This is a genomic window from Streptomyces sp. NPDC093600 (assembly GCF_044764755.1).
Lineage (GTDB): Bacteria > Actinomycetota > Actinomycetes > Streptomycetales > Streptomycetaceae > Streptomyces.
This window is the reverse complement of the sequence record NZ_JBIWIU010000001.1, coordinates 338,632-364,579: the sequence shown is the minus strand read 5'-3', so window position 1 is coordinate 364,579 and position 25,948 is coordinate 338,632. Positions and strand designations below refer to the sequence as shown.

General features: G+C 71.1%; 25 protein-coding genes. 14 read left to right on the top strand and 11 right to left on the bottom strand.

The window, feature by feature from the left end; genetic code table 11:
- Window positions 1-109 precede the first annotated feature (109 nt).
- The 4 genes from ACIRB4_RS01805 to ACIRB4_RS01790 all read left to right on the top strand — a co-directional run bounded on the left by ACIRB4_RS01805 (window position 110) and on the right by ACIRB4_RS01790 (window position 5,556).
- Complete coding sequence (locus ACIRB4_RS01805; protein WP_403288641.1) at window positions 110-1,399, top strand: sensor histidine kinase; 1,290 nt, start codon at window positions 110-112, stop codon at window positions 1,397-1,399.
- Window positions 1,400-1,635: 236 nt separating this feature from the next.
- Window positions 1,636-2,295, top strand: a complete 660-nt coding sequence (locus ACIRB4_RS01800; protein WP_403288640.1) for a response regulator — start codon at window positions 1,636-1,638, stop codon at window positions 2,293-2,295.
- Window positions 2,296-2,573: 278 nt separating this feature from the next.
- Complete coding sequence (locus ACIRB4_RS01795) at window positions 2,574-4,511, top strand: 2-oxoacid:acceptor oxidoreductase subunit alpha (protein ID WP_403287842.1); 1,938 nt, start codon at window positions 2,574-2,576, stop codon at window positions 4,509-4,511.
- Window positions 4,504-5,556, top strand: coding sequence for a 2-oxoacid:ferredoxin oxidoreductase subunit beta (locus ACIRB4_RS01790; RefSeq protein WP_403287840.1), 1,053 nt, complete (start codon window positions 4,504-4,506; stop codon window positions 5,554-5,556). The genes ACIRB4_RS01795 and ACIRB4_RS01790 overlap by 8 nt, the downstream gene beginning before the upstream one ends.
- Window positions 5,557-5,661: 105 nt before the next feature.
- Here the strand turns inward: ACIRB4_RS01790 and ACIRB4_RS01785 are convergent, their stop codons facing one another.
- Window positions 5,662-6,081 carry a winged helix-turn-helix transcriptional regulator gene (locus tag ACIRB4_RS01785; RefSeq protein ID WP_403287839.1) on the bottom strand — a complete coding sequence of 140 codons (420 nt, stop codon included), beginning with the start codon at window positions 6,079-6,081 and terminating at the stop codon, window positions 5,662-5,664.
- 99 nt (window positions 6,082-6,180) lie between these two features.
- Here ACIRB4_RS01785 and ACIRB4_RS01780 point away from each other — a divergent pair, with 99 nt between their 5' ends.
- From ACIRB4_RS01780 to ACIRB4_RS01770, 3 genes are all read left to right on the top strand, one after another.
- The gene (locus ACIRB4_RS01780) at window positions 6,181-7,056 is read left to right on the top strand and encodes an SDR family oxidoreductase (protein WP_403287838.1); all 876 of its coding nucleotides are present in this window, start codon (window positions 6,181-6,183) and stop codon (window positions 7,054-7,056) included.
- A 115-nt stretch (window positions 7,057-7,171) separates the two neighbouring features.
- Entirely contained in the window at window positions 7,172-8,188 is a 1,017-nt protein-coding gene (rarD, locus tag ACIRB4_RS01775; protein ID WP_403287837.1) for an EamA family transporter RarD, read from the top strand.
- A gap of 90 nt (window positions 8,189-8,278) precedes the next feature.
- Complete coding sequence (locus tag ACIRB4_RS01770) at window positions 8,279-9,142, top strand: hypothetical protein (protein ID WP_403287836.1); 864 nt, start codon at window positions 8,279-8,281, stop codon at window positions 9,140-9,142.
- A gap of 35 nt (window positions 9,143-9,177) precedes the next feature.
- Here ACIRB4_RS01770 and ACIRB4_RS01765 read toward each other — a convergent pair whose 3' ends face one another.
- Entirely contained in the window at window positions 9,178-9,504 is a 327-nt protein-coding gene (locus ACIRB4_RS01765; RefSeq protein WP_403287835.1) for a DUF6401 family natural product biosynthesis protein, read from the bottom strand.
- A 26-nt stretch (window positions 9,505-9,530) separates the two neighbouring features.
- Window positions 9,531-10,925, bottom strand: coding sequence for an MFS transporter (locus ACIRB4_RS01760; RefSeq protein ID WP_403287834.1), 1,395 nt, complete (start codon window positions 10,923-10,925; stop codon window positions 9,531-9,533).
- Between the two features lie 96 nt (window positions 10,926-11,021).
- Between ACIRB4_RS01760 and ACIRB4_RS01755 the strand changes: the two genes are divergently transcribed.
- On the top strand, window positions 11,022-11,480 hold the full coding sequence (locus ACIRB4_RS01755) for a winged helix-turn-helix transcriptional regulator (protein WP_403287832.1): 459 nt from the start codon (window positions 11,022-11,024) through the stop codon (window positions 11,478-11,480).
- A 34-nt stretch (window positions 11,481-11,514) separates the two neighbouring features.
- On the opposite strand, the gene ACIRB4_RS01750 is transcribed toward ACIRB4_RS01755, so the two are convergent.
- Entirely contained in the window at window positions 11,515-12,114 is a 600-nt protein-coding gene (locus ACIRB4_RS01750; RefSeq protein ID WP_403288639.1) for a CGNR zinc finger domain-containing protein, read from the bottom strand.
- Window positions 12,115-12,156: 42 nt separating this feature from the next.
- Between ACIRB4_RS01750 and ACIRB4_RS01745 the strand changes: the two genes are divergently transcribed.
- Together ACIRB4_RS01745 and ACIRB4_RS01740 are read left to right on the top strand one after the other, a co-directional pair.
- Complete coding sequence (locus ACIRB4_RS01745) at window positions 12,157-12,609, top strand: VOC family protein (protein WP_403287831.1); 453 nt, start codon at window positions 12,157-12,159, stop codon at window positions 12,607-12,609.
- Window positions 12,610-12,683: 74 nt separating this feature from the next.
- On the top strand, window positions 12,684-13,241 hold the full coding sequence (locus ACIRB4_RS01740) for a pyridoxamine 5'-phosphate oxidase family protein (protein ID WP_403287830.1): 558 nt from the start codon (window positions 12,684-12,686) through the stop codon (window positions 13,239-13,241).
- 80 nt (window positions 13,242-13,321) lie between these two features.
- Here the strand turns inward: ACIRB4_RS01740 and ACIRB4_RS01735 are convergent, their stop codons facing one another.
- Genes ACIRB4_RS01735 through ACIRB4_RS01725 form a run of 3 tightly spaced genes read right to left on the bottom strand, consistent with a single transcriptional unit; the run spans window position 13,322 to window position 14,593 of the window.
- Complete coding sequence (locus tag ACIRB4_RS01735) at window positions 13,322-13,543, bottom strand: helix-turn-helix domain-containing protein (protein WP_403287829.1); 222 nt, start codon at window positions 13,541-13,543, stop codon at window positions 13,322-13,324.
- On the bottom strand, window positions 13,543-14,040 hold the full coding sequence (locus ACIRB4_RS01730) for a DUF2975 domain-containing protein (protein WP_403287828.1): 498 nt from the start codon (window positions 14,038-14,040) through the stop codon (window positions 13,543-13,545). The genes ACIRB4_RS01735 and ACIRB4_RS01730 overlap by 1 nt, the downstream gene beginning before the upstream one ends.
- 52 nt (window positions 14,041-14,092) lie before the next feature.
- Window positions 14,093-14,593 carry a DUF1203 domain-containing protein gene (locus tag ACIRB4_RS01725; protein ID WP_403287827.1) on the bottom strand — a complete coding sequence of 167 codons (501 nt, stop codon included), beginning with the start codon at window positions 14,591-14,593 and terminating at the stop codon, window positions 14,093-14,095.
- 281 nt (window positions 14,594-14,874) lie between these two features.
- Here ACIRB4_RS01725 and ACIRB4_RS01720 point away from each other — a divergent pair, with 281 nt between their 5' ends.
- Complete coding sequence (locus ACIRB4_RS01720) at window positions 14,875-16,188, top strand: M28 family metallopeptidase (RefSeq protein ID WP_403287825.1); 1,314 nt, start codon at window positions 14,875-14,877, stop codon at window positions 16,186-16,188.
- 92 nt (window positions 16,189-16,280) lie between these two features.
- Here the strand turns inward: ACIRB4_RS01720 and ACIRB4_RS01715 are convergent, their stop codons facing one another.
- Window positions 16,281-17,468: an outer membrane lipoprotein carrier protein LolA gene (locus tag ACIRB4_RS01715; protein WP_403287824.1), complete on the bottom strand. Its 1,188-nt coding sequence runs from the start codon at window positions 17,466-17,468 to the stop codon at window positions 16,281-16,283.
- 117 nt (window positions 17,469-17,585) lie between these two features.
- A complete protein-coding gene (locus ACIRB4_RS01710; protein ID WP_403287823.1) occupies window positions 17,586-18,596 on the bottom strand; it encodes a polyprenyl synthetase family protein in 1,011 nt (336 codons plus the stop codon).
- Between the two features lie 266 nt (window positions 18,597-18,862).
- On the opposite strand from ACIRB4_RS01710, the gene ACIRB4_RS01705 reads away from it, so the two are divergent.
- Window positions 18,863-20,860: a CocE/NonD family hydrolase gene (locus ACIRB4_RS01705; RefSeq protein ID WP_403287821.1), complete on the top strand. Its 1,998-nt coding sequence runs from the start codon at window positions 18,863-18,865 to the stop codon at window positions 20,858-20,860.
- A gap of 69 nt (window positions 20,861-20,929) precedes the next feature.
- Here the strand turns inward: ACIRB4_RS01705 and ACIRB4_RS01700 are convergent, their stop codons facing one another.
- Together ACIRB4_RS01700 and ACIRB4_RS01695 are read right to left on the bottom strand one after the other, a co-directional pair.
- Window positions 20,930-22,216: an LPXTG cell wall anchor domain-containing protein gene (locus ACIRB4_RS01700; RefSeq protein ID WP_403287819.1), complete on the bottom strand. Its 1,287-nt coding sequence runs from the start codon at window positions 22,214-22,216 to the stop codon at window positions 20,930-20,932.
- 254 nt (window positions 22,217-22,470) lie between these two features.
- Complete coding sequence (locus ACIRB4_RS01695) at window positions 22,471-23,754, bottom strand: LPXTG cell wall anchor domain-containing protein (RefSeq protein WP_403287818.1); 1,284 nt, start codon at window positions 23,752-23,754, stop codon at window positions 22,471-22,473.
- 294 nt (window positions 23,755-24,048) lie between these two features.
- Between ACIRB4_RS01695 and fahA the strand changes: the two genes are divergently transcribed.
- Together fahA and ACIRB4_RS01685 are read left to right on the top strand one after the other, a co-directional pair.
- The gene (gene fahA / locus ACIRB4_RS01690; RefSeq protein ID WP_403287817.1) at window positions 24,049-25,275 is read left to right on the top strand and encodes a fumarylacetoacetase; all 1,227 of its coding nucleotides are present in this window, start codon (window positions 24,049-24,051) and stop codon (window positions 25,273-25,275) included.
- Between the two features lie 97 nt (window positions 25,276-25,372).
- A complete protein-coding gene (locus tag ACIRB4_RS01685; RefSeq protein WP_403287816.1) occupies window positions 25,373-25,903 on the top strand; it encodes a hypothetical protein in 531 nt (176 codons plus the stop codon).
- Window positions 25,904-25,948: the final 45 nt, after the last annotated feature.

The following is a 25,948-nucleotide window of genomic DNA, read 5'->3' as shown; positions in this document are numbered from 1 at the left end:
AATCCCCCGCCCCGGGACGCCGACCCTCCTCATGGTCCGGCGCGCGCCGGACCGGAAGTCTTGAGGCATGCACCGCATGGACCTCTCCGAGCAGAAACGGACACCAGCGATGGCCACCCACCGCCTTCCCGCCGCGATCCGCGCGCCGTTCGAGGCCCGCACCTGGCGGGAGTTCGGCTACCTGTTGCTCGGGCTGCCGCTCGCCTGCCTCTATTTCGCCCTCTCCGTCGCCATGGTGGCGGCCGGCGCGGGTCTGCTGATCACCTTCCTGGGGATTCCGGTCCTGGCCGCGGGCCTGGCGATGTGCCGCGGCTTCGGCGCGGTGGAGCGGGCCCGGGCACGCGTTCTGCTGCGGCTGGACGTGGGGGCGCCCGAGCCCGTGCGGGGCCGTCCCGACGGCGGACCCATGGCGTGGATGGGCGCGATGCTGAAGAGCGGGGCGTCCTGGCGCCATGTGCTGTACGCGATCCTCCACTTCCCGTGGGCGGTGTTCGCCTTCTCGGTCGCGGTGGCCTTCATGGGGTGGGGCTGGTCCCTCTTCACGTATCCGCTGTGGCAGTGGGTGTTCCCGCTGTACGGGGGACAGGACGGCCTTCAGCTGTACGGCGACAGGACGCACGCCTTCTATCTCGACTCGCCCTTCGAGATCGCGGTCACCAGCGCCGTGGGGCTGCTCTTCGTGCTCGTGGGGCCGTGGCTGATCCGCGGGCTGGCCGCCGTGGACCGGCTGATGGTGTCGGGGCTGCTCGGGCCGTCGCGCCTGGCGACGCGGGTGACGGAGCTGGAGTCGGACCGGGGCGTGGTGGTGGACACGGCCGCCGCGGATCTGCGCCGGATCGAGCGCGATCTGCACGACGGCGCGCAGGCCCGGCTCGTGGCGCTCGCCATGGATCTGGGTCTGGCGAAGGAGAAGCTGGCCGAGGATCCGCGGGCGGCGGCGCGGATGGTGGAGGAGGCGCACGACGAGGTCAAGATCGCGCTGCGGGAGCTGCGCGATCTGGCCCGGGGCATCCATCCGGCGGTCCTGACCGACCGCGGTCTGGACGCGGCGCTGTCGGCGGTGGCCTCGCGGTGCACGGTCCCGGTGTCGGTGCAGGTGGATCTGGCGACCCGGCCGGCCCCGGCGATCGAGGGCATCGCCTACTTCACCGTGTCGGAGCTGCTGCAGAACGTCTCCAAGCACGCGCGGGCGCGGCGCGCGTGGGTGGAGGTCTGGCGGACGGGCGACCGGCTGATGCTCCAGGTCAGGGACGACGGCCGGGGCGGCGCGGACGCCGCCGCGGGCAGCGGTCTGGCCGGTCTCATGGAGCGGCTCGACGCGGTCGACGGCGTCCTGGCGGTCGACTCGCCGGCCGGCGGCCCGACGACGGTCACGGCGGAGCTGCCGTGGCGCGCGTGACCGGCGGCGCCGTGACGCGCGCGTGACGGGCGACTCCGGCCCGACGCGCGCGTGAGGGGCGCCGCACCCGCAGGCGCCAAAGGCGCCAAAGGCACCGCAGGCACCGCAGGCACCGGGAGCGCCCCAGCGGAACAGTTGCCCACAACCGGGAACCGCGTTGCTGCGATGCTGGGGGCTCATCGGAACATCGACATGGGGGCTGCGGGATCGTGGGCGTGGAAGACGTGGCGGACAGGGTGCGGGTGGTCATCGCCGAGGATTCGGTGCTGCTCCGGGAGGGGCTGACCCGGCTGCTGACCGACCGGGGGCACGAGGTCGTCGCCGGGGTCGGTGACGGCGAGGCGCTGGTGAAGACCGTGGCCGAGCTGGCCGGGGAGGACGCGCTGCCGGACGTGGTGGTGGCGGACGTACGGATGCCGCCCACCCATACGGACGAGGGCGTGCGAGCGGCGGTACGGCTGCGCAAGGAGTACCCCCGCGTCGGGGTCCTGGTCCTTTCGCAGTACGTGGAGGAGCGGTACGCCACCGAGCTCCTGGCCGGTTCCAGCCGGGGCGTGGGCTATCTGCTGAAGGACCGGGTGGCGGAGGTCCGGGAGTTCGTGGACGCGGTGGTCCGGGTGGCCAGGGGCGGTACGGCGCTGGACCCTGAGGTCGTGCAGCAGCTCCTCGGCCGCAGCCGGAAGCAGGACGTGCTGGCCAACCTCACCCCCCGTGAGCGGGAGGTTCTCGGCCTGATGGCGGAGGGCCGGACCAACTCGGCGGTCGCGAGGCAGCTCGTGGTGAGCGACGGCGCCGTGGAGAAGCACGTCAGCAACATCTTCCTGAAGCTGGGACTGGCGCCGAGTGACGGGGATCACCGTCGGGTACTCGCGGTGTTGACCTACCTGAACTCGTGACGACCTGACACCCTGCCGGACGAGGAAGCGACCGGAACGGTCGTAGGACCGAAGTACGAGCGGAGCGTCACGCTCCGTTCACAGTAAGGGCACGACATAACGTAATAATCCAGGGCAAGTGGGCGTCTCAAAAAGAGGTCCGCTCTGCGAGAAGTCCCGGGAAGGCCCCCCTTACCGTCGTAGGGTGGGCCACGGGACGACCGGTCCGACCGGCCGTCACCCGAGCCTTCTCCCGCCACGGGCGGAGGAGACCCTTGCCGCGAGGGAGGTCCAGTTCAGTGACCAGCCAGGTCAGCAACGAGGCCGGTGAGGCCCTGGTCGGGGAGCAGCGCAGCGCTCCGGCGGCGCCCCACCACGGCACAGAGAAGGAAGTCCGGCGTCTCGACCGGGTGATCATCCGTTTCGCGGGGGACTCCGGCGACGGCATGCAGCTCACGGGTGACCGGTTCACCTCCGAGACGGCGTCCTTCGGGAACGACCTCTCGACGCTGCCGAACTTCCCCGCCGAGATCCGGGCGCCCGCCGGGACCCTGCCGGGTGTCTCCTCGTTCCAGCTGCACTTCGCCGACCACGACATCCTGACCCCGGGCGACGCCCCGAACGTGCTGGTCGCGATGAACCCGGCCGCGCTGAAGGCCAACATCGGGGACGTGCCGCGCGGCGGCGAGATCATCGTCAACACGGACGAGTTCGCCAAGCGCGCCATGGCCAAGGTCGGCTACGAGACCTCTCCGCTGGAGGACGGCTCGCTGGCCGGGTACCGGGTCCATCCGGTGCCGCTGACGACGCTGACGATCGAGGCGCTCAAGGAGTTCGGCCTGTCCCGGAAGGAGGCCGAGCGCTCCAAGAACATGTTCGCGCTCGGGCTGCTGTCCTGGATGTACCACCGGCCGACCGAGGCCACGGAGACCTTCCTGCGCCGGAAGTTCGCGAAGAAGCCGCAGATCGCCGAGGCGAACGTGGCCGCGTTCCGGGCCGGGTGGAACTTCGGCGAGACGACCGAGGACTTCGCCGTCTCCTACGAGGTCGCCCCCGCCACCGCGGCCTTCCCGGCCGGCACGTACCGGAACATCTCCGGGAACCTGGCCCTCTCCTACGGTCTGATCGCCGCGTCCCGGCAGGCGGATCTCCCGCTCTACCTGGGCTCGTACCCGATCACCCCGGCCTCGGACATCCTGCACGAGCTGAGCCGGCACAAGAACTTCGGCGTCCGCACCTTCCAGGCCGAGGACGAGATCGCCGGCATCGGCGCCGCGCTCGGCGCGGCGTTCGGCGGCTCGCTGGCCGTCACCACCACCTCCGGTCCCGGGGTGGCGCTGAAGTCGGAGACGATCGGCCTCGCGGTCTCCCTGGAGCTGCCGCTGCTGATCGTCGACATCCAGCGCGGCGGCCCGTCGACCGGTCTGCCCACCAAGACCGAGCAGGCCGACCTCCTCCAGGCCATGTACGGCCGTAACGGCGAGGCGCCGGTACCGGTCGTGGCGCCCAGGACCCCCGCCGACTGCTTCGACGCGGCCCTGGACGCGGCCCGGATCGCGCTCGCGTACCGCACGCCGGTCTTCCTGCTCTCCGACGGCTACCTCGCCAACGGCTCCGAGCCCTGGCGGATCCCGGACCTCGACGAACTTCCGGATCTGCGGGTGCAGTTCGCCGCCAGCCCCAACCACGAGCTGGCGGACGGCACCGAGGTCTTCTGGCCGTACAAGCGCGATCCGCGGACCCTCGCCCGGCCGTGGGCCGTGCCCGGCACGCCCGGTCTGGAACACCGCATCGGCGGAATCGAGAAGCAGGACGGCACCGGCAACATCAGTTACGACCCGGCCAACCACGACTTCATGGTCCGCACCCGCCAGGCCAAGATCGACGGCATCGAGGTCCCGGACCTCGACGTCGACGACCCGGACGGCGCGACGACGCTGGTCCTCGGCTGGGGCTCCACCTACGGCCCGATCACGGCGGCCGTCCGCCGGCTCCGCCGCGACAAGGCGCCCATCGCCCAGGCCCACCTGCGCCATCTGAACCCCTTCCCGAAGAACCTCGGGGAAGTGCTCAAGCGGTACGAGAAGGTGGTCGTCCCCGAGATGAACCTGGGCCAGCTCGCCACCCTCGTCCGGGCGAAGTACCTCGTCGACGCCCAGTCGTACACCCAGGTCAACGGCATGCCGTTCAAGGCCGAGCAGCTCGCCACGGCACTCAAGGAGGCCATCGATGCCTGAGTCACTCCTGAACCTCGTGCCCAAGGCCGAAGCCGCCCAGTCGATGAAGGACTTCAAGTCCGACCAGGAGGTGCGCTGGTGCCCGGGGTGCGGCGACTACGCCGTCCTCGCCGCCGTGCAGGGCTTCATGCCGGAGCTGGGTCTTGCGAAGGAGAACATCGTCTTCGTCTCCGGCATCGGCTGCTCCTCCAGATTCCCGTACTACATGAACACCTACGGGATGCACTCCATCCACGGCCGCGCCCCCGCCATCGCCACCGGTCTGGCCACCTCGCGCCGCGACCTGTCGGTCTGGGTCGTCACGGGTGACGGCGACGCGCTGTCCATCGGCGGCAACCACCTCATCCACGCCCTGCGCCGCAACGTCAACCTCAAGATCCTGCTGTTCAACAACCGGATCTACGGCCTGACCAAGGGGCAGTACAGCCCGACCAGCGAGGTCGGCAAGATCACCAAGTCGACCCCGATGGGCTCGCTCGACGCGCCCTTCAACCCGGTGTCGCTGGCGATCGGCGCGGAGGCGAGCTTCGTCGCCCGGACCGTCGACTCCGACCGCAAGCACCTCACCGAGGTGCTGCGGCAGGCCGCCGACCACCCGGGCACGGCGCTGGTGGAGATCTACCAGAACTGCAACATCTTCAACGACGGCGCGTTCGAGGTCCTGAAGGACAAGGAGCAGGCGCAGGAGGCCGTGATCCGGCTGGAGCACGGGCAGCCGATCCGCTTCGGCACCGACCTGGCCAAGGGTGTCGTCCGGGACCCGGCGACGGGCGACCTGAAGGTCGTCACCGTGACGGCGGAGAACGAGAGCGCCGTCCTGGTGCACGACGCACACGCCGCCTCCCCCACCACCGCGTTCGCGCTCTCCCGTCTCGCGGACCCGGACACCCTGCACCAGACGCCGATCGGGGTGTTCCGGTCGGTGGTCCGGCCGGTCTACGACACGCTGATGGCCGACCAGCTGGACACGGCGATCGAGCAGCACGGCAAGGGAGACCTGGGCCAGTTGCTGACGGGCAACGACACCTGGACCGTCGTCGGCTAGGACAAGCGTCGTAGCAGCGTGTGAGGGGCGCGGCAGCCGGGCTGCCGCGCCCCTCACGTCTGCCCGTCGCCGTCCGGCTCGCCACCCTCCCGCCCCCGGGCGGGATCAGCCTGCGCTCTCGCGCCTGGCTTGGTCGTACCGCGCGCGGGCCTCCTGCACCGCGGCGACCCGGCGCTCAGTCCAGCGACCGAGCTCCGCGACCTGCCGGGCGGCCTCCTCGCCCAGCTCGGTGAGGCTGTAGTCGACCCGGGGCGGGATCACCGGCTTGGCGTCGCGGTGCACGAAGCCGTCGCGCTCCAGGGTCTGGAGGGTCTGGGTCAGCATCTTCTCGCTGACGCCGCCCACTTCGCGGCGCAGTTCGCCGAAGCGGTACGAACGCTCCAGGAGGGCGATCAGGATCAGGACGCCCCAGCGGCTGGTGACGTGCTCCAGAACGAGCCGCGACGGGCACGACGGGTCCTTGATGTCGGGCCGCCAGACGCCGCCCTGCGTGCTTCCCTCGACTCCAGCAACACTTACTCCCATGCCAGTACCTTACTTCAAAGTGGGTACTTTCGAATAGTTGGCGCCCCACTTACGGTGAGTGGACCCCCGAACGAACCCCTCTCCAGGAGTGAGAACGCCATGAGCATCGTCGTCACCGGAGCCACCGGACAGCTCGGCCGTCTCGTCATCGACGAGCTGCTGACCCGCGTCCCCGCCGAGTCCGTCGCCGCCGTCGTGCGCGACAAGGCGAAGGCGGCCGACCTCGCCGAGCGCGATGTCGACCTGCGGATCGCCGACTACAGCCGGCCGGAGACGCTGGCAGGCGTCTTCGAGGCCGGTGACCGGGTGCTGCTGATCTCCGGCAGCGAGGTCGGGCAGCGCGTCCGGCAGCACTCCGCGGTGATCGACGCGGCCAAGGCCGCGGGCGTGGCGCAGCTCGCGTACACCGGCGTTCTGGGCGGCCCGGAGGCCGACTTCGACCTGGCCGCCGAGCACAGGGAGACCGAGCGGCTGATCCTCGCCTCCGGTCTGCCGTACACCTTCCTCCGTAACGGCTGGTACAGCGAGAACTACACCGCCAACCTCGCCCCGGTCCTGGCGCACGGCGCCGTCGTCGCCAACGCGGGCGAAGGCCGGGTCGCCTCGGCCTCGCGCGCCGACTACGCGGCCGCGGCCGCCGCCGTCCTGACCGGCGAGGGGCACCTCGGGCGGGCGTACGAGCTGAGTGGCGACGTCGCCTGGTCCTTCACCGAGTACGCGGCCGAGGTCGCCCGCCTGACCGGCAAGGAGATCGTCTACCGCGCCGTCCCCGCCGAGACGCACCTGGCGATCCTCACCGGCGCGGGCGTCCCGCGGCCCTTCGCGGAGATCCTGGTGGACGTCGACAGGGCCATCGAGCGCGGCGCCCTCGCGCGCGGCGACGGCGACCTGGCGCGGCTGATCGGGCGCCCGACCACGCCGATCGCCGAGACGATCGGCGCGGCGATCGGCGCGGCGGCCACCGAGGCCGCCTGAGCCCTCGCCTGAGCCCTCGCCGGAAGGTCATGACCGTATCGCGGTACGGACATGACATCGCCCCCTGTGCGGCGCTACCGTCTTCGGGACGGCGCGGCACAGGGCAGGAGGTTCGGTGAAGACGGACGACGAGGGGCGAGCAGGACTCCTGTACGGGATCGGCGCCTATGGAATCTGGGGGCTGTTCCCGCTCTTCTGGCCGCTCCTCGAGCCGGCCGGGGCGGTCGAGATCCTCGCCCACCGGATGGTCTGGTCACTGGTCGTCGTCAGTATCGCGCTGGCGGTGCTGCGCCGATGGGGCTGGATCCGCGAACTGCTCCGCAACCCGCGCAAGCTGGGTCTGATCGCCCTGGCCGCGGCCGTGATCAGCGTCAACTGGGGCGGCTACATCTGGGCCGTGAACTCCGGCCAGGTCGTCGAGGCTTCCCTCGGGTACTTCATCAACCCGCTCGTCACGATCGCCATGGGCGTCCTGCTCCTCAAGGAACGACTGCGGCCCGTGCAGTGGGCGGCGGTCGGCATCGGCTTCGCGGCCGTGCTCGTCCTCGCGATCGGCTACGGGCGGCCGCCGTGGCTCTCGCTGATGCTGGCCTTCTCCTTCGCCGTCTACGGCCTGGTGAAGAAGAAGGTCAACATCGGCGGCCTGGAGTCGCTGGCGGCCGAGACCGCGGTCCAGTTCCTGCCGGCCCTGGCCTATCTGCTCTGGCTCGGCTCGACCGGAGCGGCCGCCTTCGGCGCCGAGGGGGCGGGCCACGCGGCCCTGCTCGCGGCGACCGGCGTCGTGACGGCCGCGCCGCTGGTCTGCTTCGGCGCCGCGGCGATCCGGGTGCCGCTGTCGACGCTGGGGCTGCTGCAGTACCTGGCGCCGGTCTTCCAGTTCCTGCTGGGGGTCGTCTACTTCCACGAGGCGATGCCGCCGGAGCGCTGGGCCGGCTTCTCGCTGGTGTGGCTGGCCCTGACGCTGCTGACCTGGGACGCCCTGCGGACGGCCCACCGGAACCGGGCGGCCGTCGAGGCGGCGGCGCGGGCCGCGCTCCGGGGCACCGGACTCCCCGCGGGCGCGGGCGCGGACTCCGCCGACGACCCGGACGGTACGCCGGTTTCCACTCCATCGGCCCAGCCGGGGCGCTGACCGGAGGCACAGTCGAGGGGGGCGGTGTTACGTCGGGAGTCCAAGGCCTCGCTGCCCGTGCGGGCCCATCCCGAGCGGAGTGAACGCGTCATGTCGCAGCCCCTCGCCCTCTCGGTCGACTTCGGCCGCGGATTCACCGACGCCTGGTCGGCCGTCGCCGAGTTCGTACCGAAGTTCATCGGCTTCCTCGCGATCCTGCTCATCGGCTGGTTCGTGGCGAAGATGATCGCCAAGATCGCCGACCGCGTGCTGCGGAAGGTCGGCTTCGAGCGCATGGCCGAACGCAGTGGCGTCGCCAACACCCTCCGGGGTTCCAAGTACGACGCCACCGGGATCATCTCCAAGATCCTCTACTACGCGGTCCTGCTGATCGCGCTCCAGCTCGCCTTCGGGGTCTTCGGCCCCAACCCGGTGAGCGTCATGATCAACGGCATCGTCTCCTGGCTGCCGAGGGCGATCGTCGCCGTCGTCATCGTCGTGGTGGCGATGGCCATCGCCCGCGCCGTCCGGGACATCGTCACGGGCGCGCTGGGCCAGATGCCGTACGGCAGGGTCGTGGCCACGGCGGCCTGGACGTTCATCGTGGGTCTCGGCGTGATCGCCGCCCTCAGCCAGGCCGGCATCGCCACCGCCGTGACCGGTCCGGTGCTCACGGCGGTCCTCGCGACCATGGCGGGCATCATGATCGTCGGCGTCGGCGGCGGCCTGATCACCCCGATGCGACAGCGGTGGGAGCGCTGGCTCTCGGCCGCCGAGACGGAGACGGGGCACGCGAAGGACCAGATCTCCGCGTACCAGCGGGGCCGCGAGGACGCGAAGCGCGGTATGCCGGCCCCGCAGGAGCGCATGGACCAGGGGCGCGACACGGGAGGCCGGGACATGGGAGGCCGGGACCAGGGCGGCCGGGGCGGCCGGGACATGGGTCAGGGTCCGGAGCCTGTGGACCCGATGTAGCCAGTGGTGCGCATACGGCCGGGGGGCCACCGGTGTTACGAGCCCAGCAGGTCGTACTCGCGGATCAGCCAGCAGACGGCCGTCAGCCGCAGCGTCGCGAAGTCGTACCCCACCGGCTCCACCCAGTCCGCCTCCGACAGCCAGTCGGTGAACCCGAGGACGTAGTCCGACAGGTCCTCCCGACGGACGGTCCCGCCCTCCGGGCTCCGCTGAGCCGGGACGGCCGGGACCAGGGCGTCACGGACCGCCGCGGCGTGCTGGTCCACGGCGGCCACAAGCCCCGGCTCGAAGGAGAACTCCGAGAGCCGGGGCATGTACGTGGCGGCGACGCCCACCAGCGGGCAACTGGGCGAATCGTTCATTCCCCCACACTAAGGGCGCGTCCCGGCTACGAGACCGTGACCTTGGTCGCAGCGGCCGGGGCCCCGGACACGGCCCGGTCCGGCCGCAGTCCGGTCGCCGTGACCACCGCGCCGAGCACCACCATCGCCACCGGCACCACCAACGCCGCCCGGAAACCGCCGAGTCCGCCGCCGACGATCCCGTACACCGCCGTCACCGCCGAGATGCCGACCGCGGACCCGAACTGCGTCGCCGTGGTGAGCAGTCCACTGGCGAGCCCCTGCTCCTCCTCGGCGACGTCGTCGGTCGCGGCGATCGTCAGCGGCCCGTAGGCCAGGGCGAAGGCGAGTCCGGTCAGGAGCAGGGTCGGGAACATCGCCGCGTACGACCAGTCGGGGCCGACCGGCAGGAACAGCGCGTACGAGACGACCGCGAGGACGAAGCCGCCGAGGATGACCCTGCCGTTGCCGAACCGTGCGACCAGCCTCGGTGTCAGCGTCGGGGCGAGGACGGCGTCGATGCCCATCACCATCAGGGCGAGCGCGGTCTCCAGGGAGGACCAGCCGCGCAGTTCCTGGAGGTAGAGCGTGGCCACGAACTGGAAGCCGAAGAACGAGCCGACGAAGAGGAGCGCTCCGAGGTCGGCGCGGACCATGGACGCCTTGCGGAGCAGACCGAGCCGTACGAGCGGGGCCGCCGTGCGCCGCTCCACGGCGACGAACACCCCGCCGAGCGCGAGTCCGGCGGCGAGGACGAGCGTCGTCAGCGCCCAGCCGTCGAGCCCGTGCTCCAGTCGTACGATCGCGAACGCCAGCAGCAGCATCGCCCCGGCGGCCGTGAGCGCGCCGCCCACGTCGAAGCCGCCCGCCGCCTTCTCGGGCCGCGGCTCCTTCGGGATCAGCCGCAGCGCGGCGAGCAGCACCGCCCCGGCGAGCAGCACGGGCGCGAAGAAGACCCAGCGCCAGCCGAGCTGGGTGAGCAGTCCGCCGATGACGAGGCCGAGTGAGAAGCCGCCGGCGGCGGTGCCGGCGAAGACCAGCAGGGCCTGGTTGCGCTGCGGTCCCTCCTCGTAGGAGGTGGTGATGATCGACATCGCGGCGGGGGTCATGAAGGCGGCGGCGACACCGGTCATGAAGCGGGCGACGATCAGCATCCAGCCCTCGGTCGCGAAGCCGCCGAGACCGGAGAAGAGCAGGAAGACGGTGAGCCAGAGGAGGAACATCCGGCGGCGGCCGAGGAGGTCGGCGGCGCGGCCGCCGAGGAGGGTGAAGCCGGCGTAGCCGAGGACGTAGGCGGACATCACCCAGGCCGCGGTGGAGGTGGACAACTCCAGGTCGGATCTGATCGAGGGAACCGCGACGGCGAGCATGGCCACGTCGATGCCTTCGAGGAAGATCGTGCCGCAGAGGACGAGAAGAAGGCTCCAGGCGCGTACGGACACAGCTGTCTCCAGGGCGGGAGGGGGCAGGGATGGTTACCAGCCAGAGGGTCGGTTCCCTCTTGTAACCACCTGCATCCTGGTGCAGCATCAGATGCCATGGAAGAAGGCACTTTGAAGTCACCGAGTCACTGCGAAGTGACCTACGGCGCCGGGGGCGACGGAGACACCGATCCCTTCCAGTGGGACACCCGGGAGGACTGCGAGGTACGGCAGATCCTCGACCGGGTGGCCGACAAGTGGTCGCTGCTGGTCATCGCCCTGCTGGACCGGCGCAAGCTGCGCTTCACGGAGCTGCGGCGGGAGATCGACGGGATCAGCCAGCGGATGCTGACGGTCACGCTGCGGCAGTTGGAGCGGGACGGCCTGGTGAAGCGGACGGTCCATCCCGTGGTGCCCCCGCGCGTGGACTACGAACTGACGCCGCTGGGCGGGACGCTGCACACGACGATCCGCTCGCTGGTGACGTGGACGGAGCGGCACCAGAACGAGATCGCGGCGGCGCGGCAGGCGTACGACGCACGGGAGGCGGCGGAGCGGGAGGCGGTCACGGCCTGAGCGCGGGCCGTGGTCCGGAACGGGCCCGCAGCCTTCACACCTCTCCCTCCCCTTCACCGTCGCGGGCGGTACGGGCCCGGTGCGCCCGCACCTTGTGCCGGTTGCCGCACCGCTCCATCGCGCACCAGCGGCGGCGGCCGGGGCGCGAGGTGTCCACGAAGAGCAGAGCGCAGTTGTCGGCGCCGCAGACGCGGACCCGGTCGGCGTGGGGGCCGGTGAACAGCTCGATCGCGTCGCGGGCGACGGTCGAGAGCAGCGCGGACCCGGTCGCCCCGGGGGCCCAGACGTGCGCGCCGCCCGGGGTGAACCGGGCGACGAGCGGCGGATGGGCGGCCGCCGCGTTGACGGTGTCGACGTCGTCCGGGGCGAGGGGCCGCCCGTGCGCCCGGGCACCGGCCAGCCGCCACAGCGCGTCCCGTACGTCCCGTACCCGCGCGAGCTCGGCCGCGGTGACCGTCAGATCGAGTCCGGGCGCGAGCCGGCACCGCCGGACCCAGTCGAGCAGCCCGTCGACCCGGTCGAGGACTTCGAACCGCGAGGCGACCGGGCCGGGGCCGCCGGTCACCAGCAGTTCCATGCAGAGGGAGCCCGCGTCGAACGGGAAGGTCTGGCCGTCCGGGTGATGGAGGGTCATCGCTGTTGTGGTCCGCGTCACGAAACCAGTATAAGTAGTTACATGACTCCGATCCACTGGAAGCTCGTGATCGACGCCGCCGATCCGCACGCCCAGGCGGCCTTCTGGGCCGCCGCCCTCGGCTACACGGACGAGGACCACAGCGCCCAGATCACCCGGCTCCTCACCCTGGGCGTCGTGACGCCCGAGATGACGCTCTCGGTCTCCGGCCGCCTCGCATGGCGAGATCTGGCCGCCGTCCGCCATCCGGACGACCCGTACGACGAGCAGAGCGGCGCCGGGCTCGGCCGCCGTCTGCTCTTCCAGCGCGTCCCGGAGAAGAAGACGGTCAAGAACCGCCTCCACATGGACCTCCACCCGGGCCCGGACGCCCGCGACGCGGAGGTGGACCGCCTGACGGCACAGGGAGCGTCGGTCCTGCGCCGCGTATCGGAGCCGGGGGGCACGTGGGTGGTGATGACGGACCCGGAGGGGAACGAGTTCTGCGTGCAGTGACCCACGCGCCCCCGGCGCACCCCGCCCACCGCAGAGATCAATCCAGACAGTAGATGTCCTGTATCCGCAGTTTGATGGAAGCCATGGAGATGCAGACATCCGGTTGGGCGGAGTTCGAGGCAGCTGAGGCGACGTTCGCCGAGGCCGTGCGGAAGCGATTCGCGCAGTACGAGCACCCTGTCCTCGCGACCCTGCGCGCGGACGGCAGCCCCCGTCTCACCGGCCTTGAGGCGGATATCCGCTTCGGCGAGTTGTGGCTCGGCATGATGGCGAACTCCCGCAAGGCTCTGGACCTGCGCCGCGACCCGCGCTTCGCGCTCTACGCGAACCCGGGTCCGGACGACGGGACGCGGGACGGGGACGTGCGGGTCAGCGGTCGGGCAGTCGAGATCACCAACGCCGAGGCGCTTTCGCGGTACGCGGACGACGTGCACCCGCCGCAGCCGTTCCATCTCTTCCGTACCGAACTGACGGAGGTCGTGCACACAGCAGTCGACAACGACGAGCTGGTCATACGGGTGTGGCGTCCCGGCACCGCTCTACGGACCATCCGTCGAGGCAATGGCGCCGAGCCGCCGCGCGAGGACACCCGACATCCCGCATCGAATGAGTCGGTCACAGCCACTCGTTGATGGCCGCGACGGGAACGGTTCATCCCGCACTCGACCGCGTGGCGCTCGCTGTCGCGGGAATCAAGGCAGGTGGCGCACCGTCAGTCCGTCGGGGGCTCCTCCGCCTCCCAGCGGAGGAGGTCTCCCGGCTGACACTCCAGTACCTCGCACAGCGCGGCGAGTGTCGCGAAGCGCACCGCCTTGGCGCGGCCGTTCTTGAGGACCGCGAGGTTGGCGGGGGTGATTCCGACGCGTTCGGCGAGTTCGCCCACGGACATCTTCCGCCTCGCGAGCATCACGTCGATGTCGACGGCGATCGGCATCAGATCACCTCGTCCAGCTCGGCCTTCATCTGCGCCGCCTCCGCGTCGCGGGCCACGGCCTGGGCGAGCAGCATCCGCAGCACCAGCACGATGAGCGCGACCCCGAGGACGGCCACGCCGACCCCGCCGATCAGGAGGACGACGCCCGGCGCGACCGCCTCGCCGGGGGCCAGGACGACGCCGAAGGCGAAGACCAGCAGCGCGGCCGCCACGATCGCGCCGATCACGATGTGCACGTACCGGAAGGCGGCGTGGGAGAAGACGGTGCCGCGCCGCACCATCGTCACCAGCCGCCACACGGAGACCAGGACGACCTGGGCGGCCACGATGCCCAGGACCGTGATCACGAGGACCGGGGTGCGCAGATGGGCGACGTCGGGGTCGAGCCCCTCCATGTCACTGGCCAGCAGGGGCACCATCACCGCCTGAACGAACACCGAGCCGGCGAGCAACGCCACGAGCACGGCGCGCAGCGCGAGCACTGTCAGCTTTCCCATCGCTTCTCCTTCGATCGAGCAACGATGGAAATCTATCGAAAAACGATAGGCGCTACAAGTCCCGGCGGACCTCGTAGTGGAAGCAGCCGTACTCGACGGCCCGGACATGGACGAGCGCCACCTCCGGGTCGGCGAAGGCCTCCGCGAAGGCCGCGTCGAACGCCTCGGTCGCGGCCTCCGGGATCCGCAGGAACCGGCCGCCGACGATCCGGCCGTCCGCCCCGTACCGGCGCAGCGTGCGCAGGGCGCCGGGGCGGGAGAAGGGGTACGCGTCGGTGCCGCCCGGCCGCCGGCACTCCTCGGCGTGGATGAAGACCGGCCCCTGCTCGTCGTACGCCCCCGGCTCCGCACCGGTGGCCGCCGCCCAGCGGCGCAGCGGCGCGTACGAGACGAGCGCGACGCGCTCCCCGGCGCGCGCGGGCCGCAGACAGCAGCGCAGCGGATCGCCGCCCTCCTCGTGGACGAACGGCACGCAGGGCCGGCCCGCGTCGTCCGCGACGCGGAGCTCGGCGAGGGCGGCGGGTTCGATGGCGCGTGCGGTGTAGGTGGTCATGGCCTCAGCCTCACGCCCGGCCACCCCGCACCACCGGCGGAATTCGGACGTCACGTTACGGGGCGATCTGTCCGGTCAGCGAACGGGGCTGACCGGTTTTCGCTCTTGACGGAGAGTCAAACTCTCGCTGAACATTCAGCACGCACAGCCGTACGACACACAGCCGTACGACGCACAGACGCGCAACCGCACCACGCACAGCTCCAGCGCCTCGTGGCACCCACGCCGCGGGGCGTCTCGCACGTTCCGTCCCATCCCCGTTCGGAATCCGGAGCCCCCACATGAAACTCTCCGTTCCCAGACGTACCGCCGCACTCGCCGCCGTCGCGGCGATGGCCCTCGGCGGGCTCGCCGGGACCACGGCGTCCGCGGCCCCCGCCACCCCCGCCGGCGCACTCGCCGCGCCCGACATCCCGTTGGCCAACGTCAAGCAGCACTTGGCCGACTTCCAGTCGATCGCCAACGCCAACGGCGGCAACCGCGCCCACGGCCGTCCCGGCTACAAGGCGTCCATCGACTTCGTGAAGGCCAAGCTGGACGCGGCCGGATACACCACGTCCGTCCAGCAGTTCAGCTACAACGGCACCACCGGCTACAACCTCATAGCCGACTGGCCCGGCGGCGACCCGGGCCAGGTCATCATGGCGGGGGCCCACCTCGACTCGGTGTCCTCCGGCGCCGGGATCAACGACAACGGCTCCGGTTCCGCCGCCGTCCTGGAGACCGCGCTCGCCGTCTCCCGGGCCGGCCTCAAGCCCACGAAGCATCTGCGCTTCGGCTGGTGGGGCGCCGAGGAGCTCGGGCTCGTCGGGTCGAAGTACTACGTCAACAACCTTCCCACCACCGAGCGTTCGAAGTTCAGCGGCTATTTGAACTTCGACATGATCGGCTCGCCGAACCCCGGCTACTTCGTCTACGACGACGACCCGACGATCGAGCAGACCTTCAAGTCCTACTTCGCCGGCCTCGGTGTCCCCACCGAGATCGAGACCGAGGGCGACGGCCGCTCCGACCACGCCTCGTTCAAGAACGTCGGCATCCCCGTCGGCGGTCTGTTCACCGGCGCCAGCCGGGTCAAGACCAGCGCGCAGGTCCAGAAGTGGGGCGGCACGACCACGGCCTTCGACCGCTGCTACCACTCCTCCTGCGACACCACGTCGAACATCAACGACACCGCCCTGGACCGCAACAGCGACGCCGTCGCCCACGCGGTCTGGACGCTGTCGGCCGGTTCGACCACCCCGCCCGGGCCGGTCTTCGAGAACACCGCCGACGTGTCCATCCCGGACAACGGCGCCGCGGTGACCTCCACGGTCGACGTCACCGGTGTCACCGGCAACGCGCCCTCCACCCTCAAGGTGGACGTGAACATCGTCCACACCTGGCGCGGTGACCTCGTCGTCGACCTCGTCGCCCCGGACGGCTCGGTCTACAACCTCAAGCCGTACTCGTCCTCCGACTCGGCCGACAACGTGATCGCCACCTACACCGTCAACGCCTCCAGCGAGGTCGCCAACGGCGCCTGGAAACTCCGCGTCCAGGACAGGGCCGCCCAGGACACCGGCTACATCAACAGCTTCAAGCTGACGTTCTGAGCAACGGCTTCGAGCTCATGTGCTGAGCCGAGGCCCGCAAGAACTCCCGGGTGGGCCGGTGACCTCAAGCCCCGACCCACCCGGGGTCCCACTCACTTCGCCGCGTTCGCCGCGTCCACGAGCGCGTCCTGGGTGACCGCGCCGACGTAGACCTTGCCGTCGTCCGTCATCAGCGCGTTGACGAGCTTGGTCTTGAAGACCGTGCCCGAGCCGAACTTCCCGCTGACCTTGTCGCCCAGCGCGTCCAGGAAGCCCTTGACCTCCGCAGGGGCCTCGTCGGTCTTCGGCGCCGGAGCACCGGTGTCCAGCGTCGCGATCGTCGTCCAGCCCTCGCCGATGACGTTCATGCCGGCGAAGTCCGCGAAGCCCTTCTCCAGCTCCTCGGCGTGCTTCCCGTGCTCGGCGGAGGAGTCCCCGCCCTCCGACACCTCGCCCTCGGTCACCTTCGCGCCCTTCGGCGCCTTGAAGTCGAACGTCGAGGCGGCCGGCCGGCCGAAGTCGACCTTGGTGAAGCCGGCGTCCACGACGGGCTTCCCACCGGCCGTCGAGGCGAGCGTGAACTTCAGCGGCACGCCGTTCTCCGCGTCCACCGCCACCTTCACCGACTCGACCGTGGAGCCGCTCTGCTTCGGCTTGATGACGAGCTGGTACGCGTCCCGGCCGGCCACCTTCGCCGTACCGCCCACCGTGATGGACGTCGTACCGTCGGCGGCCTTCAGGATCTCGTCCGCCATCTCCTTCGGGGTGCTCGGGAGCTCCTTCTCCTCCTTCGCCCCGCCGGTCTCCGCCTTCTCGTGGAAGACCTCGTTCGACTTGCTGTCGTACGCCCAGACGTCCTCGCCGTTGTGGATCAGGCTGTACTCGTCCGAGCCGTCGAGGACGGTCAGCTTCTGGCGGTCCGGGCCGTCCGCCGCCACGCGCAGCGTGTGGGTGCCCGAGACCAGCTCGGCCAGCTTGTCCTGCGGGTCCGCCGAGGAGGCCCCCGCCCCGCCGCCGGCCAGGCCCTCCGCGAGGCCGGCGATCGACGGCAGCCCCAGGTCGGTGCTGATCTTGAACGTGCCGGACACCGTCTGCGTGTCCGACGCGGCGATCTTCTCGACGAGCTCCTGGGCCGTGATCTCCGGCAGCTTCGGGTCTCCGGACGCCGCCAGGGCCGGCACGAGTCCGATGGTCGCCGCGGCCACTCCGGCCACCGCGACCGGGACGACGTAACGGCTCATCTTCCGGCTCGCGCGGCCGCTCGTGCGCTCGGTGGTCTCAGTGCTGTCGTTCGGTGCCATGGTCTGCCCTACCTCCGTGGTCGATGACATCCATCTGACCAAAACGGCGGTACGGAATCGTCAGACTCCGGGCGCAACCTCGCCTACTGCTACGGGATGACGGAACCCCGAGACGCCCTAACCCGCGCGGTGGACCACCGCGTCGCACAGCTCCTCCAGAGCCGCCTTCGCGTACCCCGCGGGCAGCGGCGCCAGCATGGCCCGCGCCTCCTCGGCGTAGCGGACGGTGTCCCGGCGGGCCTGTTCGAGGGCCGGGTGGGCGCGCAGCCGGCGCAGGGCCTCCGCGTGGCGCGCGTCGTCGGTGAGGTCGCTGTCCACGAGCTCGACCAGTTCGACGTCCTCGGGGCGTCCGTGCGCCGCCGCCGCGGCGCGCAGACGCAGCACGGGCAGGGTGGGGATGCCCTCGCGCAGGTCGGTGCCGGGGGTCTTGCCGGACTCGTGGGAGTCGGAGGCGATGTCCAGGACGTCGTCGGCGAGCTGGAAGGCGACGCCGAGCCGCTCGCCGTACTGGGTGAGGATGGCGACGACGCTCTCGTCCGCGCCGGACATCATGGCGCCGAAGCGGCAGGAGACGGCGACCAGGGAGCCGGTCTTGCCGCCGAGGACGTCGAGGTAGTGGTCGATCGGGTCGCGGTCGGCCTGCGGGCCCGCGGTCTCCAGGATCTGGCCGGTGACCAGCCGCTCGAACGCCTCCGACTGGATGCGCACGGCCTCCGGTCCGAGGTCCGCCAGGATGTGCGAGGCGCGGGCGAAGAGGAAGTCACCCGTCAGGACGGCGATCGAGTTGCTCCAGCGGGCGTTCGCGCTGGGGACACCGCGCCGTACGTCGGCCTCGTCCATGACGTCGTCGTGGTAGAGCGTGGCCAGGTGGGTGAGCTCGACCACGACGGCCGAGGGCACGACACCGGGCGCGTGCGGGTCGCCGAACTGGGCGGCGAGCATCACCAGGAGCGGCCGGAAACGCTTGCCGCCCGCCAGGACGAGGTGCTGGGCGGCCTCGGTGATGAAGGGGATCTCGCTCTTGGTGGCGTCGAGGAGACCCGCCTCCACAGCCGCCAATCCGGCCTGGACATCGGCCTCAAGAGCCTGGTCCCGCACGCTAAGACCGAACGGCCCGACGACGGTCACGAGGGGGTCTCCTGTCTGCTGACGCCTGCTGACGATCACACGGATTGTCGATGTGTCGCTCGATTCGCTCAAGTCAGCGTATCCGGTCGCGTTTCGATCACCATGGGCGCCTTCCCGCCACCCCCGGTATGTTCGTGATCAGCCGATACGGCCATAAATAAGCGGTTTGTCCCGAAGAGTGATCGACATCGACACCGGCGGTGAGCGGCCTCCACCCGAAGCCGATCAGGCGCCGCACCCCTCACCCCGTCCACCGAGGCCCTGACATGCGCATCCGCACCGCGTTCCCGTACGAGACCACCCGCACCGACCTCCGCATCCCGCTGCCGGACGGCACCAGGCTGTACGCGCGCGTCTGGCGGCCGGTCGCGGACGAGCCGGTACCGGCCCTGCTCGAATACCTGCCGCACCGCCTCACCGACGGGACGGCCCCCCGCGACTGGCAGCGCCACCCCTGGTACGCGGGCCACGGCTACGCCTCCGTACGCGTCGACGTCCGCGGCCACGGCAACAGCGAGGGCCTGCCCGGCGACGCGTACGACGCCACCGAGCTCGCCGACGGGGTGGCGGTGATCGACTGGCTCGCCGAGCAGCCCTGGTGCAGCGGCGGGGTCGGCATGTTCGGCATCTCCTGGGGCGGCTTCGACGCGCTGCGGATCGCCGCGCTCGCCCCCGGACCGCTCAAGGCGGTCGTCGCCGTCTGCTCCACCGACGACCGCTACGACAACGACGTCCACTACCTCGGCGGCTCCGTCCTCGCCGCCGGTATGCACGCCTCGGCCGCCACCCTGCTCGCCTCCGTCTCCCGCCCGCCCGACCCGCTGTACGTGGGCGAGGAGTGGCGCGAGATGTGGCTGCGCCGCCTGGAGGCCGTCCAGCCCTTCATCCACACCTGGCTCGCCCACCAGACCCGCGACGACTACTGGAGGAACGGCAGCGTCCGGGAGGAGTACGGCGCCGTCCGGGCGGCGGTCCTGGCCGTGGGCGGCTGGCACGACCCGTACCGGGACACCGTGCTGCGGCTCGTCGAGCAGCTGCCCCCGGACCGGGTCCGCGGGATCATCGGGCCCTGGTCGCACCAGTACCCCGACCGCGGCCTGCCGCCGGGCCCGGCGATCGGCTTCCTCCAGGAGACCCTGCGCTGGTGGGACCACCACCTCAAGGGCGCGAGGAACGACGTCATGGCCGAGCCCCTGCTCCGCTCCTGGATCAGCGAGTCCCATCCGCCCGCCACGGTGTACGAGGAGCTGCCGGGCCGCTGGGTCGCGGACCCCGCCTGGCCCTCGCCGCACGTCATCCCCGTGACGTACGCCTTCCAGGGCGAGCCGGTCCTGGTCCGCTCGCCCCAGCGGACCGGCCTGGACGCGGGGCGCTTCCGCCCCTTCGGCAACGACGCCGACCTGCCGCCCGACCAGCGCGCCGAGGACGCCCACTCGGCCTGCTTCGACTTCGCCGTACCGAAGGGCGGCGGGCCCGTCGAAATCCTCGGCCGGCCGCGCGTGAGCCTCTCGCTGCGCCCCGGGGCGGCGACCGGGCAGGTGATCGCCCGCCTCTGCGACGTCGCTCCCGACGGTTCCTCGACCCTGGTCACCCGGGGGGCGCTCAACTTCTCCGCCCGCCACGGCGGTGACCGGGCGGTCCCGGCGCGGGTCGGCGAGAGCGAGGACCACGTCTTCGAGCTGAACGGCATCGGCCACGCCTTCCCGCCCGGTCACCGCGTCCGCCTCGCGGTCTCCTCCACGTACTGGCCGTGGATCTGGCCCCGGCCGGACGCGGCGGGCTTCACGCTCGACCCGGCCGCCTCGCACCTGGTCCTCCCGATCCGCCGCCCCACGGTCGACGCGGTGAGGTGGGACGAGCCGGAGCAGTCCGCGCCGCTGGGCGTCAGCGTCCCGGCGACGCTGGAGGAGCCACGGCCGGAGCGGCTCGTGGTGCGCGACGTCGCCAAGGGCGAGTGGCGGCTGGAGGTCGACCCCCGGTACGGAGGTACGCGGGTCTATCCGGACGGCCTCGAATGCGGCGAGGACGTCCTGGAGACGTACACGATCGAGGAGAGCGGCCCGCTGAGCGCCCGGACGCGCTCGGAATGGTCGATCCGGCTGCACCGTCCGGATCTGGCGTGGGACGTCACGGTCGACACGCGTTCGGAGATCTCGTGCGACGCGGAGGTATTCCGCACGTCGGACGAAGTGGTGTGCAAGGAGGGCGGCGAAGTCCTCTTCCACCGCACCTGGGAGAAGCGGATTCCGCGAACAGCGGGGTGAACTCCCGGTGTGTGAAAGGGAAAGGGCCCGCATTCCGTCAGGAATGCGGGCCCTTTCTCATACCGCGTGTCAGGCGTTCGAACCGGCCTTACGGCGGCGGACGACGAACATCGCGCCGGCACCGAGGACGAGGGCCGCGCCACCCGCGAGGGCGATCTGCGGAACGACGTCGCTGGAACCGGTCTTGGCGAGCGAACCGTTGGTGGACGTGTTGCCGTTGCCGCCACCGGTCACCGGGGTGGTGGAGGTGCCGCCCTGCTCGGTGGTGTTGCCGTTGCCGCCACCGGTGCCGGTGCCGCTGCCGGTGCCCGGCTTCGACTTGGCGACGATGTCGAACTCGGCCGAGCCGGCGTCCTTGGACCAGCCGCAGGAGCCGTCCTTGTTCTCGTAGCCGCCCGCGGCGAACAGGATGCCGTCACCGGCCGGGGACTTCGCGTCCACCGTGAGGCGCAGCTTGATGTCGGCGTGGCCGCCGGGCTTGACGGCACCGGCGATGGCGCCGGTCTCGTCGTCGAAGTGCTGCCACTTCGGGTTGGCGGCGGTGGACCAGGTCAGGTCCAGGTACTTGTCGAGGTCCTTCTCCTCCATCGAGTCCATGTTGAAGACCTCGGCGTAGGCGCCGACCTCGTCCAGCGACTTGGTCGTGCCGTTGGTGATCTTCAGCGTGAAGACGGCGCTGGTACCGGCGACGACCTTCTTCGGGCCGGTCAGGCCGATCTTCAGCTTGGACTCCTCGACGCAGTCGTCGCCGGGCTCCTCGCCCTCGGCGGCCTCGGCGTCGGCGAGGGCCTTCTCGGCGGCCTTGAGCGCCTTGAGGGCCTTCTTCTGCTCGTTCTGGGCAACACCGATCGCCCGGACGGCGGCGACGCGCGCGTCGTCGAGGTCCTCGGACGCCTCGGACGCCTTGGTGTCCGCGGCGGTCTTGGCGGTCGCGGCCTCCTCGGCGGTCTTCTTCGCCTCGTCGAGGGCCGTCTGCGCGGCGGCCTTGTCCTCGTCGGTGGTGGCGGCGTCCAGCTTCGCCTGGGCCTCGACGACCGCGGCGTCGGCGGCGGTCTTCTTGGCGGCGGCCTCGTCGGCGGCCTTCTTGGCGGCGGCCTTGGCGACCACCAGCGGGTGCTCGGCGTTCTCCAGCGCCTTGAGCGCCTTCTCGGCGTCGGCGACGGCGACGACAGCGGCGTCGTACGCCTTCTGCGCGGCGGCGACCTCGAGCTTCAGCTGCTCGATCGACGGCTTCTGGTTCTGCGTCTGGGCCCCGGCCGGCTTCGTGTCCGCGAAAGCGGGAGCGGCGGAGAGGAACACGACGGGCGTGGTCACAGCGGCGGCCACGGCGGTCGCGAGAATGCGGCGGATCTTCAAGGTGGACCTTTTCTGGTCGAGAAGATGAAAAGAGTGGTGGGCGTCGCGCCTGCGGATACCTCACGCGGCCCGACGCCGACGCGATCGTATGACCCGCATAAGGACATGGAATAGGGAGAATTCAGAGCCCTCACCGGCACCGGAGCTTCACAGGCTGAACAAAGGCCGCCAACACGGACAGTTGTGCACGGAGGCCTCAGTTTTTGTGTGATGCATGTCATGCCGCTCCGGTGCCGGGGCGCGGACCCGTACGGCTACGCGTCGGCGCCGGTCCTGCGGCGGCGGGCGACGACCATGGCGCCGGCACCGAGCGCGACGGCCGCGGCACCGGCGAGCGCGATCTGCGGTACGGCGTCGCTGGAGCCGGTCTTGGCGAGCGTGCCGCCGGTCGTAGTGCCGGTCGTGGTGCCCTTGCCCGTCACCGGGGTGGTGGAGGTGCCGCCCTGCGGCGTGGTGCCCGTGCTGCCCCCACCGCCGGAGCCGTTGCCGGAGCCGTTGCCGCCGGCCGGTGTCTTGGGCGCCTTCGCGAGCGAGAACTCGTAGACGTTCATGCCGATGGTGAGGCCGCAGCCGCCGTCGTTGTCTCCGACGTGGTGACCGGAGGCCTGGACGGTGCCCTGTCCGGCGGGTGACTTGGCGTCGATCTTCAGTCGGAGCTTGACGTCGACGGAGGTCTTGGCCTTCATCGCACCGAGCGCGAGCGAGCCGTAGCGGTCGACGTCCTGCCACTTCGGGTTGGCGTCGGTGGACCACTCCAGGTCCAGGTACTTCTCCAGCGTGCCCCTGGTGTCGTGGGCCGAGATGTCGATCTCCGGGTACACGTTGTCCAGGGTCTCGTCACCGCCGTTGGTCACGCGGAGCGTGAAGGGGACGGTCGTGCCGGCGACGAGCTTCCCGGGCAGCCCGCGGACGACGGTGGTGAACTTCTCGTCCACGACGCACGGGTCGGTCGGAGGCAGCTCGTCGTAGTCCTCAAGCGCCTTCTCGGCCTTGTCGAGGGCCTTGAGGGCCTCCTCCTCCGCCGTCTGCAGACGGTGGATCTCCTGCGACGCGGCGACCCGCGCGTCCAGGTACGTGTCGGACGCCTCGGACGCCGTGGTGTCGGCGGCGGTCTTGGCGGCCGCGGCCTCCTCGGCGGTCTTCTTCGCCTCGTCGAGGGCCTTCCGGGCCTCCGCCTCGGCCGTCTCGTCGGCGGCGGCGTCCAGCTTGGCCTGGGCCTCGACGACCGCGGCGTCGGCGGCGGTCTTCTGGGCGGCGGCCTCGTCGGCGGCCTTCAGCGCCGCTTCGGCGGCGGCCTTCAGCGGGGACGTCCTGTCCATGTCTTTGAAGGCCTGGAGCGCCGCGTCCACCTTGGCGGCGGCCTCGTCGTAGGCCTTCTGCGCGGCGGCGACCGCCGCCTTGAGCTCGTCGGGCGTCGGCGTCTTCTGCGTCCCGGCGGCCGGCGCCGGCTTCGTGTCCGCGAAGGCGGGTGCCGCCGAGAGGAGGAGGACAGGGGTGGTCACGGCGGTGGCCACGACGACCGCGAGAGTACGGCGCATGTTCACAACGAACCCGTCTCTGGTGTGGAAGAAGAGGAAACGATGGTGGGGGCGAGCGCCTGCGGGTACCTCACGCGGCGCTTCGTCCCGGCGATCGTATGACCTGAAAAGCCCCGTCGACGAGGGAAGTTGCCGACCGGTTCGCCCCACAGGACCCTCACAGGAGGTACGAATCTCCCGAACAGGGATAGTTGCCCACGGAGGGCGCACCTTCTGTGTGACCCATGTCATCCGCGCCGCGCGACCCGCCCCGTAACGTGTCCCCCACACCCGTGGAAAGCGAGGCAAGCACCGATGCCCGAGCAGTCCCCGCTCGACCTGGCCGAGGGCGATCCCTTCGGCCCGCACAACCTTCCGTACGGCGTCTTCTCGACCGCCGACGAGCCCGACCGGCGGAGGGTCGGCGTCCGCATCGGCGGGCATGTGCTCGACGCGGGTGCCGCCGCGCACGCGCTCGGTTCGCCCTATGCCGCCCTGCTCGCGCAGCCCAGCCTCAACCCGCTGCTCGCCGCCGGGCGCACCGCCTGGCGCGATGTGCGCCGGGCGCTGACCGCCTGGGTGACGGTGCCCGCCCACCGGCCCGACATAGAGCCGCTGCTGCACCCGCTGGACTCCGTCACGCTGCACCTGCCGTACGAGGTCGCGGACTACGTCGACTTCTACGCGAGTGAGCACCACGCCACCAACGTGGGCCGGATCTTCCGCCCCGACGGCGACGCGCTCACCCCGAACTGGAAGCACCTACCGATCGGTTACCACGGCCGCGCGGGCACGGTCGTCGTCTCCGGCACCGATGTCGTACGCCCCGCCGGGCAGCGCAAGGCGCCCACCGACCCGGCGCCGGTCTTCGGCCCCTCGGTGAAGCTGGACATCGAGGCGGAGGTCGGCTTCGTCGTCGGCACCCCCTCCACCCTCGGCACCCCCGTCGCGCTCGGCGACTTCCGCGAGCACGTCTTCGGTCTGACGCTGCTCAACGACTGGTCGGCGCGGGACATCCAGGCGTGGGAGTACGTACCGCTCGGCCCGTTCCTCGGGAAGTCGTTCACGACGTCCGTCTCGGCCTGGGTGACCCCGCTGGAGGCGCTGGACGCGGCGCGCGTCCGCCCGCCGGCCCGGACCCACGACCTGCTGCCGTACCTCGACGACTCCACGGAGGAGGAGCCCGGCGGCTTCGATCTGCGGATCACGGTCCGGATCAACGGCGAGGTGGTCTCCGAGCCGCCGTTCTCGACGATGTACTGGACGGCCGCCCAGCAGCTCGCCCATATGACGGTCAACGGCGCCTCGCTGCGGACCGGCGACCTGTACGGCTCCGGTACGGTCTCGGGCCCCGAGACGCATCAGCGCGGTTCGCTCCTCGAACTGACGTGGAACGGCCGCGATCCGCTCGAACTGCCTTCGGGGAAGCGGACGTTCCTGGAGGACGGCGACGACGTCACCCTGACCGCCTGGGCTCCGGGGCCGGACGGCACGCAGGTCGCGCTCGGCGAGGTGGCGGGCCGGATCGTTCCGGCTGCCTGACCCCTCCAATGGGCCACCCCGCGTGCGGGCCCCTCACCGGCGGCCCATGCTGCTGTCGGTGGGGGGACCCCGACACTCCCGTCCAAGGAGCACGCAGATGCCCGCACGACCCCGTCCGCTCATAGCCGCGCTCGGCCTCGCCGCCGCCACCTCGATGGCCCTGGCGACCGCCCCGGCCTCGGCCGCGAAAGGCCACGACCGGTCCCATCCGGACCTGAAGAAGGCCTACCACGCCACGGTGAAGTACAAGTCCGAACAGGCCGCCCTGGACGACGGCTACCAGCGGACGGACGAGTGCGTCGAGGACGAGAAGCTCGGCGGCATGGGCTACCACTACGTCAACCCGGCGCACATCGGCTCGACCGACCCGACCAAGCCCGCCGCCCTGCTCTACGAGGACGACCACAAGGGCAAGCGGAAGCTCGTCGCGCTCGAGTACATCGTCCTCAACACGGGCCAGCCGAGGCCGGGGATCTTCGACCGGGGCTTCGACGGCCCGTACGTCCTCCCCGGCCTGGGGAGCCACTACTCCCTGCACGCCTGGATCTTCAAGAAGAACCCGAAGGGTGTCTTCGCCCCGTACAACCCGCGGGTGGACTGCTGCCCGCCGGAGCAGGCGAAGCCGTAGCCACGCCGCAGGGCCCGGCCCCCCCCTTCGCGGGGCCCGGGCCCT

Excerpts from the sequence above, each read along its gene's own strand:
- ACIRB4_RS01805 (WP_403288641.1), top strand. The coding sequence starts at position 110 with ATGGCCACCCACCGCCTTCCCGCCGCGATCCGCGCGCCGTTCGAGGCC.
- ACIRB4_RS01790 (WP_403287840.1), top strand. The coding sequence starts at position 4,504 with ATGCCTGAGTCACTCCTGAACCTCGTGCCCAAGGCCGAAGCCGCCCAG.
- ACIRB4_RS01785 (WP_403287839.1), bottom strand. The coding sequence starts at position 6,081 with ATGGGAGTAAGTGTTGCTGGAGTCGAGGGAAGCACGCAGGGCGGCGTC.
- ACIRB4_RS01780 (WP_403287838.1), top strand. The coding sequence starts at position 6,181 with ATGAGCATCGTCGTCACCGGAGCCACCGGACAGCTCGGCCGTCTCGTC.
- ACIRB4_RS01770 (WP_403287836.1), top strand. The coding sequence starts at position 8,279 with ATGTCGCAGCCCCTCGCCCTCTCGGTCGACTTCGGCCGCGGATTCACC.
- ACIRB4_RS01765 (WP_403287835.1), bottom strand. The coding sequence starts at position 9,504 with ATGAACGATTCGCCCAGTTGCCCGCTGGTGGGCGTCGCCGCCACGTAC.
- ACIRB4_RS01755 (WP_403287832.1), top strand. The coding sequence starts at position 11,022 with ATGGAAGAAGGCACTTTGAAGTCACCGAGTCACTGCGAAGTGACCTAC.
- ACIRB4_RS01750 (WP_403288639.1), bottom strand. The coding sequence starts at position 12,114 with ATGACCCTCCATCACCCGGACGGCCAGACCTTCCCGTTCGACGCGGGC.
- ACIRB4_RS01745 (WP_403287831.1), top strand. The coding sequence starts at position 12,157 with ATGACTCCGATCCACTGGAAGCTCGTGATCGACGCCGCCGATCCGCAC.
- ACIRB4_RS01740 (WP_403287830.1), top strand. The coding sequence starts at position 12,684 with ATGGAAGCCATGGAGATGCAGACATCCGGTTGGGCGGAGTTCGAGGCA.
- ACIRB4_RS01735 (WP_403287829.1), bottom strand. The coding sequence starts at position 13,543 with ATGCCGATCGCCGTCGACATCGACGTGATGCTCGCGAGGCGGAAGATG.
- ACIRB4_RS01730 (WP_403287828.1), bottom strand. The coding sequence starts at position 14,040 with ATGGGAAAGCTGACAGTGCTCGCGCTGCGCGCCGTGCTCGTGGCGTTG.
- ACIRB4_RS01725 (WP_403287827.1), bottom strand. The coding sequence starts at position 14,593 with ATGACCACCTACACCGCACGCGCCATCGAACCCGCCGCCCTCGCCGAG.
- ACIRB4_RS01720 (WP_403287825.1), top strand. The coding sequence starts at position 14,875 with ATGAAACTCTCCGTTCCCAGACGTACCGCCGCACTCGCCGCCGTCGCG.
- ACIRB4_RS01715 (WP_403287824.1), bottom strand. The coding sequence starts at position 17,468 with ATGGCACCGAACGACAGCACTGAGACCACCGAGCGCACGAGCGGCCGC.
- ACIRB4_RS01705 (WP_403287821.1), top strand. The coding sequence starts at position 18,863 with ATGCGCATCCGCACCGCGTTCCCGTACGAGACCACCCGCACCGACCTC.
- ACIRB4_RS01695 (WP_403287818.1), bottom strand. The coding sequence starts at position 23,754 with ATGCGCCGTACTCTCGCGGTCGTCGTGGCCACCGCCGTGACCACCCCT.
- fahA (WP_403287817.1), top strand. The coding sequence starts at position 24,049 with ATGCCCGAGCAGTCCCCGCTCGACCTGGCCGAGGGCGATCCCTTCGGC.
- ACIRB4_RS01685 (WP_403287816.1), top strand. The coding sequence starts at position 25,373 with ATGCCCGCACGACCCCGTCCGCTCATAGCCGCGCTCGGCCTCGCCGCC.